13 protein-coding genes and 1 tRNA gene are annotated in these 16,304 nt (G+C 69.9%); 5 read left to right on the forward strand and 9 right to left on the reverse strand.

Annotated features, from left to right (window positions below):
* Window positions 1-72: 72 nt before the first annotated feature.
* From AB0M36_RS26900 to AB0M36_RS26935, 8 genes are read right to left on the reverse strand one after another with little or no spacing between them, the layout of a single operon-like run.
* A complete protein-coding gene (locus tag AB0M36_RS26900) occupies window positions 73-1,332 on the reverse strand; it encodes an ATP-grasp domain-containing protein (RefSeq protein ID WP_364162448.1) in 1,260 nt (419 codons plus the stop codon).
* On the reverse strand, window positions 1,332-2,648 hold the full coding sequence (locus tag AB0M36_RS26905; protein WP_364162451.1) for an MFS transporter: 1,317 nt from the start codon (window positions 2,646-2,648) through the stop codon (window positions 1,332-1,334). The genes AB0M36_RS26900 and AB0M36_RS26905 overlap by 1 nt, the downstream gene beginning before the upstream one ends.
* A complete protein-coding gene (locus tag AB0M36_RS26910; RefSeq protein WP_364162454.1) occupies window positions 2,645-4,063 on the reverse strand; it encodes a 50S ribosomal protein L11 methyltransferase in 1,419 nt (472 codons plus the stop codon). The genes AB0M36_RS26905 and AB0M36_RS26910 overlap by 4 nt, the downstream gene beginning before the upstream one ends.
* 43 nt (window positions 4,064-4,106) lie before the next feature.
* Window positions 4,107-4,832, reverse strand: a complete 726-nt coding sequence (locus tag AB0M36_RS26915; protein ID WP_364162457.1) for a gamma-glutamyl-gamma-aminobutyrate hydrolase family protein — start codon at window positions 4,830-4,832, stop codon at window positions 4,107-4,109.
* A complete protein-coding gene (locus AB0M36_RS26920) occupies window positions 4,829-5,233 on the reverse strand; it encodes a GNAT family N-acetyltransferase (RefSeq protein ID WP_364162459.1) in 405 nt (134 codons plus the stop codon). The genes AB0M36_RS26915 and AB0M36_RS26920 overlap by 4 nt, the downstream gene beginning before the upstream one ends.
* Window positions 5,220-6,512, reverse strand: a complete 1,293-nt coding sequence (gene purB / locus AB0M36_RS26925) for an adenylosuccinate lyase (protein ID WP_364162461.1) — start codon at window positions 6,510-6,512, stop codon at window positions 5,220-5,222. The genes AB0M36_RS26920 and purB overlap by 14 nt, the downstream gene beginning before the upstream one ends.
* Window positions 6,509-7,240: a class I SAM-dependent methyltransferase gene (locus AB0M36_RS26930; protein WP_364162463.1), complete on the reverse strand. Its 732-nt coding sequence runs from the start codon at window positions 7,238-7,240 to the stop codon at window positions 6,509-6,511. The genes purB and AB0M36_RS26930 overlap by 4 nt, the downstream gene beginning before the upstream one ends.
* Window positions 7,237-8,697 carry a hypothetical protein gene (locus tag AB0M36_RS26935; protein ID WP_364162465.1) on the reverse strand — a complete coding sequence of 487 codons (1,461 nt, stop codon included), beginning with the start codon at window positions 8,695-8,697 and terminating at the stop codon, window positions 7,237-7,239. Before AB0M36_RS26935 ends, AB0M36_RS26930 begins: the two co-directional genes overlap by 4 nt.
* A 147-nt stretch (window positions 8,698-8,844) precedes the next feature.
* Here AB0M36_RS26935 and AB0M36_RS26940 point away from each other — a divergent pair, with 147 nt between their 5' ends.
* Genes AB0M36_RS26940 through AB0M36_RS26960 form a run of 5 tightly spaced genes read left to right on the forward strand, consistent with a single transcriptional unit; the run spans window position 8,845 to window position 15,798 of the window.
* Window positions 8,845-10,794, forward strand: a complete 1,950-nt coding sequence (locus AB0M36_RS26940; RefSeq protein WP_364162467.1) for a hypothetical protein — start codon at window positions 8,845-8,847, stop codon at window positions 10,792-10,794.
* The gene (locus tag AB0M36_RS26945; protein WP_364162470.1) at window positions 10,787-12,196 is read left to right on the forward strand and encodes an amidase family protein; all 1,410 of its coding nucleotides are present in this window, start codon (window positions 10,787-10,789) and stop codon (window positions 12,194-12,196) included. The genes AB0M36_RS26940 and AB0M36_RS26945 overlap by 8 nt, the downstream gene beginning before the upstream one ends.
* On the forward strand, window positions 12,193-13,728 hold the full coding sequence (locus AB0M36_RS26950; protein WP_364162472.1) for a glutamine synthetase family protein: 1,536 nt from the start codon (window positions 12,193-12,195) through the stop codon (window positions 13,726-13,728). Before AB0M36_RS26945 ends, AB0M36_RS26950 begins: the two co-directional genes overlap by 4 nt.
* Complete coding sequence (locus AB0M36_RS26955) at window positions 13,715-14,737, forward strand: GNAT family N-acetyltransferase (protein WP_364162475.1); 1,023 nt, start codon at window positions 13,715-13,717, stop codon at window positions 14,735-14,737. Before AB0M36_RS26950 ends, AB0M36_RS26955 begins: the two co-directional genes overlap by 14 nt.
* Complete coding sequence (locus AB0M36_RS26960) at window positions 14,734-15,798, forward strand: GNAT family N-acetyltransferase (RefSeq protein ID WP_364162478.1); 1,065 nt, start codon at window positions 14,734-14,736, stop codon at window positions 15,796-15,798. Before AB0M36_RS26955 ends, AB0M36_RS26960 begins: the two co-directional genes overlap by 4 nt.
* A 15-nt stretch (window positions 15,799-15,813) precedes the next feature.
* Here AB0M36_RS26960 and AB0M36_RS26965 read toward each other — a convergent pair.
* A tRNA-Leu gene (locus tag AB0M36_RS26965) sits at window positions 15,814-15,899 on the reverse strand.
* Window positions 15,900-16,304: the final 405 nt, after the last annotated feature.

Consider the following 16,304-nt stretch of genomic DNA (forward strand, 5'->3'; position numbering starts at 1 on the left):
TGACTCCATAGATAGAGGCCTGCTGGCGTCGCGCAACCGCCACGGGACCGCGATACGCAAAGAAGGGCGGTCTCAGCAAATATCGTGCGGCGGGACGCCGGTCACGCGGGTCAGAAAGCGCATCCGCCCCACCGCGTCGCGGGCCGCCGACAAAGCCGACTCGGCATCCGTGGCGTGTGCGCGGGCCTGGGCCAGCCGGGAGTACGAGCTGCCGAGCCCCGTCAGCACCGCGCCGGGCCGGACCAACGCCTTCGGCAAGACATGGGGGTACTCCACGGTCGGCTCCGCCCCGGTGATTTCGACGAGCTCGCCGGCCGCCGGTGCGGTGGCGAACCAGATCGCATCACAGCGCCGCGGTCGCTCGGCGTCCTCGAGGACTGCTCTGATCTCGGGAAGCACCTTCTCGCCGAGGGTCTGGCGCACCTGGAAGTCAAGCAGGTCGACGCCGACCGCGTCCGCAACCATGGCGAAGATGTCATCACCGCCCGCACGCAGATGCGTTTCGATGATGCGGGGACCGTCCGCGGTCAGCACGATCTCGGTGTGTGTCGGCCCGAACTCGACACCCAGGGCATCCAGCACCCGGGCGACGTACGCGCTGATCTCGCCGCGCTGCGCGTCATCCAGCGGCGCCGGCAGGGCGTGGCCGAGCTCCACCAGCGTCCGCGGATCCGAGTACTTGCGCGTGATGGCGGCAACCACGTGCTCGCCGCCCTCAGAGAACCCCTCGACGCTGTACTGGTCACCGACGAAGAACCGCTCGACCAGCACCTCCTTCAGGCGTACGCCGTCGTGCTCACCCGCGGCACGGGAAAACGCCACGTCGGCCCCCGACGGATCGGACACCATCGAGACACCGAAACTGGCCGTTCCACCCACCGGCTTGACCACGCAGGGGAACCCGCACGCCGCGCCGAAGTCCCGGATCCCGCCGGCGTCGGTGACCAGTACGGCCGGTACCTCTTCCACGCCGGTCTCACGCAGCCGCCGCCGCATGGCCTCCTTGTGGTGCACCCGATGCACTACCTCGACCGGGTGGGTGGCCAGGCCGAGCGCGGCGCCCACGACCGCCGCCCGGTCCTGGTCGTGTTCGCCGAACATGGCGATCCTGGTGACCGGCTGAGTCGCGTGGACGGCCCGGGCCATGTCGACCCACTCGGCGTCGGACGCGTCCGCGGGCAGGGCCACGACGCGCTCGTGCCCGGTCGGGTCGAGCAGACGCGGGATGTGGTCGAGGCGGCACATCAAAGTGGTGACGATCTCCGGCCCGGCCGCGCGGAATCGGGCGGGCATGTCGCCACCGCTGCCGAAGACCATGACATGTTCGGCCATCAGGACACCTCGGATACTCGACGGGAGGAGACATGGGGCACTGCGGGCGGATCGGTGAGGCCACGGACCGTCAGCACGGCGAGCGCGGTGGCGGCCACGAAGCCCACGGCCAGCAGTACCCATCCGGCGCTCGCACCGGGCAGGATCACCGTGGTGATGAGCACCGGGCCGACGATCATCTGTGCGGTGGTGCTGAGACTGAACAAAGACAGGTACTGGGTGCGGGCGGCCGGCGTGGACATCCGGTACGACAGCTCCCAGCCCGCCACCGCGTGCAGATTCTCACCGATGGTCAGCAGCACCACCGCGGCGGTGACGCCGACGACGACCACGGCGGCGGAGCGGTGGTCGGTCGCGGCGAACAGCCCGCAGGCGGCCACGAGCGCCGCACAGGCGAATCGCAGCAGCCGCCGGGACCGGGCCACGCCGTGCCGGGACCGTCCGAGATAGACCTGAACGATGACCGTGAGGACCGTGTTGATGGACAGCAACACGGAGCTGACCGTCGCCGGAAGCCCGGCCCGCTGCACGACCCACAGTGGAACGAGAATGAACAGGATCGAGTCGTGCAACATCAGTACCGCGTTCGCCAGTGTGAAGGCGATGAACCGCGTGTCTCGGTACGGGGAGCGACCGTCGTCGAGCGCCGGCGTCACCGGTTGCTCCGAAACGCCCGGAGCCTGCGTACGGGTACCGGCGGGCGTGGGTGGTGTGCGGATCCGGGCCGCGCGGACCGTGGCCGCCGCCACGCCGACGAAGGACAGGCCGATGAAGACGAACAGCCCGGCGAAGGCGAGACGGGATCCGGTCGCCTGCACGATGCCGGCCATGAGGAAGCCGACGGTCAGGCCGATGTTGCTCACCGACCGCAGCGACGCCATCGTCTGGGTGCGGTCCTGCTCGCCCTCGAACTCGCCGACGATGACCTGCAGCAACGGCGTACAGGCGCGGCTGGCGGCCGTCAGGACGCAGGTGAGCACCAGATACCCGGCGAACCCGTCGACGAAGATATAGCCCAGATAGCCCGCCGCCCGCACGAACAGCAGGACCAGATAGACGGTACGGGCGCCGACCCGGTCGGCCACCCAGCCCAGCGGGAGCGGGCTGGCCAGCCCGCACAGGTTCGCCACTGACAGCACGATGCCGACGTCGATGACCGAGATGCCGACGATCCCCACAAAGTACAGGGTCGCCGCGGCGAGGAACATGCCCGTGGCCACCGCGTCCATGGTGGCGCCGAGCGAGAGGACCCGACCCCGATGGGTACGCGGCAGAACCGCGGCGGCCAGCTTGCGCCCGAGAGGAACAACGGTCATCGCGCGGCCGTCGCACGTGTCGAGTGCTCGCCGTGGTGGCGCGATCCGGCGGCCTGGTGGTCACCGGAAAGCGTGACCAGCCCGGCGTGAAGGAGCTGCTCGGCCAGCAGTTCCGCGGTGACGAGCAGGGCGCGCGAACGCAGCGGATCAACCGCCACCAGGTCGGCGAAGACCCGGTCGGCCGCGGCCCGGACGGTGAAGCCGTCGGCGAGGGCGCCGACGAACTCGTCGATGCGGTCGATCGGCGCCCGCACATGCTGGACGTCGCCGAGTTCCCCGAATCCGTCCGGCAGGTCGCGGGCGGCCCGCCAGTAGTCGGCGCCGATCTCGTTCCGCGCGGCGAGGACGTCCGGCAGGCGGCGCGCCGGCACGAGATGCCGGTCCAGCACCGATGCCGGGCGAAGGTGGACGACGTTGACCTCACCAGTGCCGCCCGAGCGCGCCACCAGGCCACATGCGAGGAACGACGACAGGCCGAACGAACGCAGGTGTGCGGTGGTCGCCTGGAGCAACTGCGCGCGATCGCGATCCGGATTACGGGCCTCGGCGAGCAGCGCGGTGAGGGCGGCACGGACCTCGTACGGCACCCGGCCGTCGACGGTGACCGTGACGTCGAAGCCGGTCTGTGTGGCGAAGCGCCGCAGATCGGGGAGCAGCAGCAGATCGTTCTCGTCGCCCAGGCTCTGGAAACGCATGACGAGCGTGCCGTCGCGCGGATCCAGCATCTCGGGCGCCTGCTCGAGCAGCGTCCGGATCAGCGCCAGACCGTCGGGGCCGCCGTTGCCCGCCGGCGAGTACGCGAACCCGTCGGGAACCGGCACGTAGGGCAGGTTCGCCGCGATGCAGTTGAGCCGGCGCGGCAGCTCGATCTCCTGGAAACGCCCGAGTGTGGGCCGCACCCGGTCGGTGACACCGTTGAGCGCGGCGGACAGTGTGGTGGCCCGGACCGCCTCGGCCACCACGTCCACCGAGATGACCCGGTCCGCGCTGCGCGCCAGGGCGCAGGCGGTGATGCCCGAACCCGCACCGACGTCGAGGGCGAGTCCCCGGGGGGCGGCGTCGAGGATCGTGTCGACGAAACGCAGCGAGTCCTCGCCGATGTAGACCTGGCCGCCGCCCGCGCGGTCCCGTGCCGCGATCACTCCGCGGAACGCGGTCAGCTCCCACCGCCCGGGTGCGGAGTCCTCGATCAACCCGGCCTCGGCGAGCACCCGGCTCAGTGACGGATCGAAGCCGTCGGGCACAGGCGCCGCGTCGTGGAGCAGGTCGACCAGTCGGTCGCGGTCCGCGGCTCCGGCCAGGGCGGCGCCCGACCGCGGGCAGAACGGCTCGTACGCCGAGCGAGCCCGCCGCCGGCGATACTCGATCTGTTCCGCGAAGCTGGCGTCTCGCAGCAGCGTTGCCACGGCTCGCATGCTCGGTCCCTTCGTCATCGGGCGCGACGTGTCGGCAGTTCGGTCATGGGACGAGCTGAGTGGCGCTGCGGCGGGCGGCCGCCGACACGAGCGCGGCGAAGAGCCGGCGGTCGGGCTCGACCTCCGGGTGCCACTGCACGCCGACGGCGAAGGGCCGCCCGGGATCGGCGATCGCCTCGATCGTTCCGTCCGACGCCCAGCCGGTGGCGGCCAGTCCGTCCCCCACCGCGTCGATCGCCTGGTGGTGGTAGCAGGCGGCCGGGTGGGATTCGCCCAGCACGGAGCCGGGCAGCGCATCCGGGTGCAGTCGCAGGGCGTTGGTCGCGAACTGCGGGGCGGCGGGCTGGTGGGCGTCGGTGCCGACGACGGCCGGCAGATGCTGGCGCAGCGTGCCTCCGCGTACCACGTTGAGCATCTGCATGCCGCGGCAGACGCCCAGCAACGGCAGGTTCTCGTCGAGGGCCACGCGCACCAGCGCCGCCTCCCACCGGTCGCGATCGGGGGCGGGCGGGCCGGTGTGCTCCTCGCGCGGGTTCCCGTACAGCTCCGGTGCGATGTCGGCGCCGCCCACGAGCAGGATGCCGTCGACACCGGCGACTACCCGCCTGGCTTCCGCCTCGCCTCCGTACGGGGGCAGGAGCACCGGGATGGCGCCGACCTCGGCGACACCGGCCACGAAATCCGTCGGTACCAGCGAGGCACGCCGATGCCAGCCACGCCAGGTGGCCGACTCCTCATAGGTGCTGATGCCGATGACCGGCCGGGTCATGACAGCGCGTCGCGCACCCAGGCGGATGGGTGCTGCGTGAAGCCGATGTGCGGGTAGTACTCGGCGGCTGCGGGGGCCGAGAGCAGGATGACCTTGGCCCTAGGAGCCGCCTCCTGGGTGACCCGGATCAGGTCGACGCCGATGCCGCGCCGCTGGAATTCCCGGTCGACCGCGATGTCCGACAGGTAGGTGGCGTACGCCCCGTCGGTGATGCTGCGGGCGATGCCGACCAACCGGTCCCCGATGCGCGCAGTGACCACTAGGTTCGCGCCGCGCACCATCGCGGTGAACCGCTCCGTGTCGTCCACCGGGCGGCGTTCGGCCAGACCGGAGGCCCGGTAGACCGACAGCACCTCGTCGACGTCGAGGCCGGACGCGTCGACGACTTCACACTTCCACATGGATGATCTCCTCTAGGCGCTCGCGCAGGAGGCTGTTCTGGGTCAGGAAACGTCGTGGGTCGAACTGCTCGGGCTGGACCGCGATCCCCCGCTCCTGCAACGTCTCGATCAGCGGGCGCTCACTCTCCCACGTCTCGGTCGCGGCCGCCTGTACCGTCCGGTAGGCGCTCTCACGGTCCGTTCCGGCCGCGACGAGGTCGAGCATCACCACGGAGCTGTAGATCAGCCCGTTGGTGGCGTCGAGGTTGCGCCGCATCCGGTCGGGGAACACCCGCAGGCCCTCGATGACCTCGGTGGCGCTGCGGAGCTGGTAGTGCAGCGCCTGGAAGCTGTCCGGGAAGACAATCCGTTCGACCGAGGAGTGCGCCAGGTCGCGCTCGTGCCACAGCGCCACGTTCTCCAGCACCGCGGAGGCGTTGGCCCGCAGCACCCGGGCCAGGCCGCACAACCGCTCGCTGGAGGTCGGATTGCGCTTGTGCGGCATCGCACTGGAGCCCTGGTAGCCGGCGGTACGGGGTTCCTCGACCTCGCGGACCTCCGTACGCTGCAGCAGCCGCAGCTCCAACGCCACCTGCTCGACGACCGCCCCGAACAACGCGAGCGTGCTGACCAAGTCGGCGTGCCGGTCACGCGCGACGACCTGGGTCGGCACCGGTTCGCACCCGAGGCCCAGGCGTTCGCAGACGTACCGCTCGACGAACGGGTCGATCTGCGCGTACGTGCCAACCGCGCCGGAAATCGTGCCCACCGCCACTTTGGTGCGGGCCGCACCCAGTCGTTCGAGGGTCCGGTGCACGGCGAGCGCGTGCACGGCCAGCTTGTGGCCGAAGGTGGTGGGTTCCGCGTGAATCCCGTGTGTACGGGCCACGCACACAGTGTCCCAGTGTTCCAGCGCGCGCCGCGCGAGGACGTCGCGGAGCTGCCGCCCGGCCGCGAGGACCAGGTCGCAGGCCTGCGCCAGGGTGTGCCCGAGCGCTGTGTCGACCAGGTCGTAGCTGGTCATACCGTGGTGCACCCAGCGGGCGGCCCGGCCGTCGATGGTTTCGGTGTACGCCGCGAGGAACGCGAGGATCTCGTGGTCGCGGTCCTTCTCCAGCTCTGCCACGCGCTGCGGCGTCGGCACCCGGCCCGTACGGATCTCGGCCAGCTCGGCCGGCGAGAGCACACCGAGTTCGGCCTGGGCCTCGCAGGCCAGCAGCTCGACCCGGACCCACGAGGCGTACTTGGCCTCGTCAGTCCAGAGCCCCGCCATCTCCGGATGGGAGTAGCGAGGGATCACTGGGGCCTCCGCGCCCACAGGACCGAGCTGCGCAGGTTGCCGGGAACCGGTCCCTCGGCCAGCGCGGCGCGTAGCGCGGTGATTCCCTCCTGGTATTCGGCCTCCGAGATCAGGTGCAGGCAGGAGAACGCCTTCTCCTCGAACCGGCTCGCGTCGGTCAGTTCGTAGGTGCTTTCCACCGTCACGTCGTCGAGGTCGGCGAAGCCCGCGCCGGTCATCGCGTCGCTCAGCGCGGCGACCGGGTGGAACCGGCCCAGCTCTGCCTCGATGGCGGCAGGGAAGAAGCGGGACAGGGGCAGCCGGTGGCGGATGTTCCACTCGGAGTCAGTCACCGTACAGAAGTAGCCGCCCGGCTTGAGGGCGGCGAAGGCCCGCGTGAAGTACTCGGCGGGATCACCCACGAAGTGGATCATGTCGACTGAGAAGATCAGGTCGAACGTCCCCGGGGCGTAGTCGAGGTCCTCTGCCCGGCCCTGGCGCAGGTCCAGCGAGGCCGGCTGCGAGGCGGCCACCTTCAGCATCTCGGTAGAGGGCTCCAGGCCACTGCAGTTCGCCCCGGTGCTCAACGCGAGCGACGTCGCGTGATTGGCCGTGCCGCAGCCCACTTCGAGAACGGTCGAGTCCGCGGTGATGCCGGCACGGTCGACGATGTGCTCCACCAGCCCGGGATAGGTACGGCGGTGCCGCGCGTACTCAGTGGCCAGGTTGTCGTAGTCGATGACGGTCACGTCGTCTCCAGGTTGTGGGCGGCGCAGACAGCCTTGGCCTGCGACAGATACCAGACAAGGAAGGCGTAGGTAGCCAACCAGGACTCGGGGGTACGCAGCGATCGGTCGTACTTCAGCCAGCCGGCGAGGGAGGCCGCCGCGCCGATGTACAGCCGCGCCCGCACCACGGGTTCGGGTTCGGCGAGGGGGGACACCATCCGCAGGCGCTGTTCCAGCGCTCGCGTCTCTTCGGAGAAGCCCACCGGAAGCGTCAGCGAGGAAAGGTCTAGTTCCGGCGCCCCGAGGTCGACAGCATCCAGATCCAGGAGCTGTTCGCTGCGGTCGCTGCCCACCGCGTGCAGGATCGCCGCCATCGGCAGCACGCCGTGCAGCAGGGTGGCCAGATCAAAGACCGGATCACCAAAGCCGGGGTCGGTCCGCTGCACGCCGTCCCAGACCGTGCGGGGATCGATGAACACCGGACTGCCGTCGGTGCGCTGCAGCATGTTGGTCATGTAGATGTCGCCATGCACAGTGCTGCCCCCCGTGGGCAGCAGGCGCTTCGCCGTGGTGTCGAGCCAGCGGGTGGCCGCCGAGTACCCGTCGACACGGTCACCGCCGGGCAGCACAACCGGCATGTCGAGTACGGCGTCCAGGATTGCCCCGGGGAACCGTTCGCCGAAGGTGAACCGGAACGCGGGGTTCTCCCGCAGTTTGGTGAAGCGTCCGCGGTACAGGTAGTCCGCCACGGTCGGCTGACGGTTCGCCTCCGCGGTGAGCCGGTACCACTCGGCGAGGCTGGCCAGGTGGGCCTCCAGCCGGGTGGTCGCGTCGACGGCCAGCCGCGTCTTCGCCTCGTCCGCGAAGAGCTGGTCGATCGACACGGGCACGGCAGCCTCCATGAGGCTGGTGGCCTGCTCGCCGTCGATGTCGACCGCGTACACCTCGGGAAACAGCGTCCGTCGTCCCGCCGCTGCCATGCGGGCGTTCGCCTCGGCGACGAACCGGGATTCGGACTCGATGACGGCTCGGGGGCCGATCTTCGCGACGACCGGGCCGTTCACCTCGAACTGCACCACGCCGGTGGAGTCCGAACCGGGCTTGTGGCGCTGCTGCAGGGCCGGGGCGGGCAGCATCAGGTCGCGCCACAAGCCGAGACGGTAGCGTCGCACGAGCTCGACGACGGCGCCGAGCTGACCGGGCTCCGACGGCGGGAGATGCCACCCGTGCAGCGGGCCGCCGAGCAGGTAGGTCCCGGCCGGGGCGGTGGATCCCGCCTCTGCGGCAACGGCCGCGGCGACGTCGCGCAGCTCTGGCAGCGGCTCGGCGGAATGCCCTGGCAGAAGCAGCCGGAATGCAATTCCGAAGTGGCGCAGCTCGCGCGCAGCGGAGGACGCTTCGGCAATCCATCCGCAATCTTCGATGTCGCCGTCGCGGGCGATCAGAAGCACCGTCCAGCCCGTGACGTCAATCACCATCGCCGGCGGCAGAGTCGCAGCGAGCTGGTATACGGCGGTCAATTCCACTAACGAGGCCGACCGCATCGATCGGATCGAACCCCACGGCACAGCCGTATGCATTTCTCCCCCGTTGCGTACCACGCGTTCGCCCGACCCTACGTCCACTTGGATCGACGCGTGCCGTTGAAGAGTTCCACGAAACGATCATGGCTGTCAACCCGTCACACATGTGAACGTCATGCTCCGACATGGATCTCCAACATGTCCGACCAGGACCCGGGTGCCCCGAACCGCCTTGCCGATCACCGTCAAGATCCGGTACTTTGCCTCGGTCGTTGGCGGAATGAAACTGTGGATCGATCCTCGAACGACGGGATTTCAGGCAAACGGGGGGCGTTAGTGACGTCATTGGCTCGCGAGGGCTTCGCACAACTTGTCGCTGCGGTGGCCGCCGAGGCGCGCGAATGCGCAACGGCCGAATCGGCAGTCGAGGTGTGCCTGACTCTAAACAAACGAATGGCCGAGCAGAGCAGCATCATGGCGCTTTCGCCAGCCGATCTGATTACCTATCGGGAACTGCTCGGATCCGACTCCGAAATCGATCCTAAAGCCCGGTCGGGCACCATTTTGGAACTGACTGGAACGGGGCAGGTGCGATTCACCCGGCGCGCCACGGACGACGGCGGCACCCCGTCCGACGCACACGCGATCGGCGCGCTGACGTGGCGCAACGGCGAACCCCCGACGCTCGCCGATCGGCGCCGGACAGCCATCGCCGAGGCAAACGCCGACTGGGCACGGCTGCGCGATGCGCTCGCCGGCGAGCCCGCGGACCGCATTACCGCCCGGCTGGCCGCCATCGCCGCCGCCACGGTGCACATGGCACCGGTTCTGCTGTATGTCGGCGATCGCGTCTACAGCAACCTGGGCAAGCTCAGTAATCTTCCCGGAAAGTCATTCAATCTCGGTCAGACCGGGTGCGTACTCACCGATCTGGCGAACACCCCGGTCGCGCAGTGGTCACCCGAAGACGCCTGTCTGATCGCCTGCCTGGGCTCGTTGCTGGCCTCCGGCCCACCGGTACGCGTGGAGGAGTTCAACGGCACCCAGCTCGTCCCGGACCGGCTGGAGGGCTTTCTCCGCGAACGGCTCACGGCGTACGGCGCACCCGTCCCGGAACGCTCAGGTCTCTCACTCGGCCCCTGGCTGGACCGGCTCGCCGCGGCCTGCGCCGAGGGACGTTCGCGGACGCTGGCCGCCGGTACGGTCGCCTACCGGGTGATCCTCGGGCTGAACCTGCACAAGCGCGAACGGCTGTTCCGCGACCCTCTCACGCTGTCCGACGCGCCCGACGACGTACGGGCATTCATGGAAGCACGCGCGGGCGCCGCCCTGCCGGAGTCCGGGCCGATCACCGGCGGACCGGCCATCGCGCGCCTGGCCGGCCGGATCGCGACCGCCCCCGCGCCTGCGGGATTCTCCAGCGCCCTGGAGGAATTTCTGCACGCCTACCTCACCACCGCGGCGGAGTCGTTCGCTGCGGACGTGGCGATGAGCCGGGGGCCACGGTCGTTCGCCTCGCTGCTCGCCGAACCCGGCGAGGATGCGCCGGATCCCCTGACGTTGCGGACCAACGACTTCTACTGCTGCGTGACGCCTCGGCGGGCGTTCGCCGAGCAGTTCGACACGCGCGCAGACCTCGTGAAGTGCCTCAGCGCGTACAGCGCGCGGATGCGCTACAACACCTGGCACTACCTGCCGCACATGCTCGGCGTGCAGACGTCGGATCTCACGTCCAAGCGTTCGGACTGGTTCTTCGCCCCCACCATGCCCGACCTGACGGACTGGTCGGACCAGCACCACACGGGACACGTCGACTTCGGCGTGCGCTACGCCATCCGAGTCCCGTTCGGAGTCCTCGTGGACGGCCGGGAGCTCCCGGGCATCTATGACCTCCGTCTCATGCGTACGGCCGAACCCGCGTTCTCGATCGCCGACCTGCGGTCCGCCATCGCCACCGGTCTGCTGCTGCGGCAGGTGTATCAGGCGATGGTGGAAAGCTCGCCCGTCGTCGCGGACTTCACAAACGGCTGGTACCGATCCCACCATGGATGACCGGCTCCGTTGGATCGACAGCGCCGCGCTGCACCGTCATTACGCCACCGGGGACCTGCGCCCGACGGAGTACGTCCGAGGCGTGCTAGACGCGATCGCCGAGCACGACACCCGGCTGCGCGCCTTCCTGACCGTCGACGCGGAAGGCGCGATGGCGCAGGCGCAGAGCGCCGAGCGGGAACTGCGCACGGAGGGCATGGCGGCGCTGCGGGCTCGCCCCCTGTTGGGCGTGCCGGTGTCCGTCAAGGACCTGACCCCGACCCGGGGCCTGCGGACCACCCGCGGTTCTCGTGCGCTACGCGACTGGATTCCCGACGAGGACGCCCCCGCGGTGGCACGGCTGCGCGCGGCCGGAGCAATCGTCATCGGTAAGACGAACACGTCCGAAGGCGGATGGAGCGCGTCGACCCGCAACCGGATCGCGGAATCCACCGCGAACCCGTGGGACCGCACGCGTACGGCGGGCGGGTCGAGCGGTGGCGCGGCCGCCGCGGTCGCCGCCGGCCTAGGAGTGGCCGCCACCGGAACCGACGGGGCCGGATCGATCCGCATCCCGGCGGCCCTGTGCGGCGTGGTGGGTTTCAAGCCGACGTTCGGGCGCGTGCCGTACGTGCCGCTGAGCGTCGAGCGACTCTCCCACCTGGGCCCGCTGGCACGCAGCGTGCACGACGCGGCGTTGCTCACGGACGTGATGTCCGGCCCTGATCCGCGCGATCCGTACAGTCTCTTCCCCGGTGCGCGGACCGCGGCGGAACCACCCGCGGTGCTGCGCATCGGGTGGATCCCCGAACCCGGCGGCGCCGTGTCGCACCCGGATGTGGCGGCACGCTGCGCCGCGGCGGTCGCCGCACTCGCCGACCTCGGTCATGAGGTCACGGAGCTGGCCAGCCCGTTCGAGGATCCGTATCCGGCGCTGGTCCGGATCCTGGCCGCGGTCGAAGCGGCGGGCCAGCCGCCGGAGCAGGACCACCTGGCCGACCCGGACCGCATGCCGGTGGTGAGCCATGGACGGGGGCTGAGCGCGGCGGACCTGCTGCACGCGGAACAGGGACGCGCCACCCTCGTCCAGCAGATGCACACCTGCATGAGTCGATGGGACCTGCTGGCCATGCCCACGGTCGCGGTCCCGCCGTTCGACCGTGACCGCTGGTGCCCGCCGTCCGCCTCGGGGCACGACCCTGCGGCGCTTGACTGGCTGGCCTGGGCGGCCGCGTGTCATCCGTTCAACCTCACTGGCCAACCCGCGGTGTCGGTGCCCGTGGGCCACGGCAGCACCGGCCTGCCCGTCGGCCTCCAACTGGTGGGCGTCTGGAATCGTGACGACCTGGTCCTGCACGCCGCCGGGCTCCTCGAGACGGCCCTGCCCTGGATGGATTCCTACCTTCGACTGGAGAGCACATGACCGAGCCGCACTTCCCTGGCGACGGCTCCCGTCGGTTCGCCGGCCTGAGCACGGGCAGCCGAGACTTCGTCGCCCGCCATGCCGTGTGGAACGACCAGCAGCGTGCCGCCGCCGAGGATCTGGAGCGCCGTCTCGGGGAGCTCGACCTGGTCCGAGTGGTTTTCGGCGATCCTCACGGGCTCGCGCGCTCCAAGACGCTGACCGTCTCGGCGTTCCGCTCGGTCCTGCGCAACGGTATGGATTACAGCCCCGGGCCGTTCATCTTCGACACCGGGCACAACGTGGCCGTGGACTTCTTCGCGGCCGGCGGCGGGCTCGGCATCCCCGAGCTGACCGGCGCCGGTGACTTCATCGTCGTTCCGGATCCGAGCACCTTCCGCGTGTTGCCGCACACCGCCGGCGCCCGCGTGGGGTGGGTGATCGGCGACGAGTACCTGCGCAGCGGCCAGCCGCACCCGTTGTCCGGCCGGGCGGTGCTGCGCGAGGTCTGCGCCAGGCTGGCGCACCGCGACCTCGACGGCGTGGTGGGTCTCGAGGTCGAGTGGTACCTGACGAAGGTGCTGCCCGGCGACGTCGCCGCGCAGGTCGGCGGTTTCGGCGTGCAGGGTGAGGCACCGGCCGTCGCGCCGGTCAACGGCGGGTACCAGTTCAACCTCGATGCGTTCACCCACGCCCTGGGCCCGATCCTGGAGCCGCTGGCCGCCGCGCTGACGACGCTGGGGCTCCCGCTGCGGACCATGGAACACGAGTCCGGTCCCGGTCAGCTCGAGTTCACGTTCGATCCGCTGGAGGCCCTGGCCGCGGCGGACGCTATGCTGCTCTTCCGCACCGTGACCAAGCAGATCACCGCCCAGCACGGATACCACGCCTCGTTCATGGCACTGCCGGGCCTGCGCAACTTCGATCCGAGCGGATGGCATCTGCACCAGTCGCTGGCCTACCGGTCCAGCGGTCGTAACGCCTTCGCGGCCGAAGGCCGGCTGCTGTCGGAGCTCGGCGAGCATTACCTCGCCGGCCTGCTGAGCCACGCCGCCGAGACGGCCATGCTCGCGGTGCCCACGGTCAACGGATTCCGGCGGTTGAGCGACGAGTTCTCGCTGTCCCCGGACCGGGTCGTCTGGACGGTGGAGAACCGCGGCTCCCTCCTGCGGGTGCTCGGCGGTGACGGCGACGCCGGGACCCACGTCGAGAACCGCATCGGTGAGCCGTGCGCCAACCCGTACCTGTACATCGCGAGCCAGATCAGCGCCGGCCTGGCAGGAATCGACGCCGCGACGCCGCTGGATGCGGCCGCGACCGATCCGCACAGCGCGGACGCACCCGCGCTGCCGACCACCCTCGGCGACGCGCTCGAACTGTTCCGCAAGAGCGAACTTCTGCGCGGTGTGCTCGGCGATGCGCTCACCGAATGTCTCCACCAGCTCAAGACCAGCGAGTGGCAGCGCTTCCGCGCCTGGCAGGACGCGGTCGGGGCGGACAGCACACACACCGTTTCGGACTGGGAGCAGCGTGAGTACTTTGCGATCTACTGACTCGTACACGATCCGGCTGGTTCGCACCGTCGAGGATCTCAGCCCCCAGACTGCGGACCTGGCGGTCGCCGCGGGCGTGTCCGAGTTCTACTACGGCCACGAGTTCCTGCGGGCCTACGAGCGAGAGCCCATTCAGCCCGTGCACGACGTGTACTACCTGGAAACGTACGCGTCCGACGACCGCCTGGTCGCGCTGACCCCTTGTTACGTGCAGGGCGACCCGCTGCGTGCGCTCGGCCTGGCCGACGGTGAACTGGCCTTGCTGAGCCACGTCTGGCACTCCTCGGACACCCAGTTGGCCGCAGTCGAGAAGACTCCCGAGGTCGCCAAGGCGGTCGTGAGCGCGATGCGCGACATCGCCACCGCCGCCGGTCTGGCCCGGTTCGGGTTCATCAACGTCCCGACCGGATCGCCGTCGGCGCAGGCCCTGGCCGGCGCCGGTCTGACCGGCATCGACCTGGACACCCGATACTGGATGGACCTCGCGGCGGCCGGCGATTGGGAGGGGTACCTGCAGTCGCTGAAGACCAAGGACCGGGGCGAGTACCGGCGTCAGCTCCGCCGCGCCGACGACGCCGGGGTGAAGATCACCGACCGGGAGCCCGGCACGAACGAGGACCCGGAGACGCTGCGCATCTTCGAGGAGCTCATGGCGCGGGTGGGGTCGGCCGGCTACTACAGTGCGGAACGCATAGCCGCGTTCCTGCAGTACACCCGCAAGGGCGCCCGCATCGTCGAGGTGACGCTCGGTGGCGACCTAATCGCCAAGGCGGTTGTCTTCCTGGAGACCCGGAAGGTCCACGCCTGGGCCGGCGGTTACAACCGTGATCCCGCGCTGCCGTTCAGCCCGTACTACGTGCTCATGGCCGCCATCATCAAGCTCGGCTTTCGGGCGGGCGTGCCGATGCTCGAAGGCGGCCGTCGCAATCCGGCCTTCAAGATCCGGTTCGGGATGGCTCCGATGCCGCTGCAGGCGTTCGTCACCGACACGCACGACGCGGCACAGTGAGCACGGTCCTCGAAATCACCCCCGGAGTGCCGCCGGACTGGCCGGAACTCACGACGGGGCTTCCGGCGGCCGTCCGCCCGCGATGGATCACCTTCGGCCAGTCGTGGTATCCCGGGGCGTACCACACGTACGCGCTACGCGACGCCGACGGCGGGTGCATCGCAGCGTTGGGTGGTGCCGTCCTGCCGGAGCGCCCCGCCGTGGCACGCCGGGACCCGTACGCGATCCTCTCCGGAGAGCTCGCCGCAGCGGGTTTCCTGCCGCACGGACCGCATCCATGGCAGGGCCTCGATCCCGGGGCACCTTTCCCCTGCCTGATGTTGATGTACCCGTACTACCAGACATTGCCGGTCGGTTCGGCCGCGGCCGAACCGGCGGTGCTGTACGAGTACGTCGCCACGCTGGTCGACTGGGCCGCCGGCCAGGGGGTACGCAGCATCGTCCTGCCATATCTCACTGCGGGCTCGGAGGATCTGGTCGTCGCGCTGCGCAAAGCCGGCTTCGGGGTGGGGCACCTCCTCGACCGGTGCGATCTGCCGGTCAAGTGGTCGGACTTCGACGGTTACCTGGCCACGTTGCCCAGCAAGCGCCGCATCGAGGTACGACGCGAGCTCGCCCAGACGGCCGAGCGGGGACTCGTGCCGGTCTGCCGCCCCCTAGCCGCGCGCGAGCCGGAGCTGCTTGACCTGCGCTGTCAGCTTGTCGCCAAGTACAGCGGCACAGTGGACCGTGCGGCCGAGGCCGCGATGCTGGAGTCGATCCGGGCCCACGTCCGGGACGAGGACCTGTGCGTCTTCGCGCTTCTCGACGGTAACCGGACGGTCAGCTTCAGCCTGTTCATCCAGGACGGTTCGGAATGGACCGCCATGTTGACCGGCTCGGACTACACTACCGCGAACTCCGCGCTCGGGTACTTCTCCACGCTCTTCTACCAGCCGATCCGCGAGGCGTCAGGCCGCGGGATCCACCAGATCAGCTACGGGCCGGCATCGGTCGACGCCAAACGCCGGCGCGGATGCACGGTCAGCGCGTGCTATGTCGCCGAGCTGCGCATTGCCTGAGCGGCAGAAAACTTTTGGTGGGGAAGGAGGGAGTTGAACCCTCACGCCCTTTCGGGCACACGGACCTGAACCGTGCGCGTCTGCCATTCCGCCACTTCCCCGTGGCTCCGACAGCCTAACATGGACCGTGATCTTGGATGCCGGCCAGCTCTTACGCCATGATCAAGGCAGAGGTCACGATGCCTTCGTCGTGCAGCGCGCTGATCCGGGCGCCGATGGTGTCCGCGCCGGCCGATCACCCCCTCGTCGCCGTCGTGGCGGACGCGAGATCGGCGACGACGGCCCGCCCGCGCCGGGTGCGGCGCCCCCCTGCCGGAATGCGGTGGATCTGTCGGACGCGGAAGGTCGCCGCAGCCGGGACCGTACGGCGACAGTGCGACCGGCGGGCAGGCCCGTCTGCGATGCTCCCAACGACGCCCCGGAACCCACCGAGCGGCGACCCGCCAGATCAGCCGCCACCCTGCCACATGGCGTGACCAGCACCAGGGAGAGCATGGGTAGCGAGC

Source organism: Actinoplanes sp. NPDC051346, assembly GCF_040682215.1.
Lineage (GTDB): Bacteria > Actinomycetota > Actinomycetes > Mycobacteriales > Micromonosporaceae > Actinoplanes.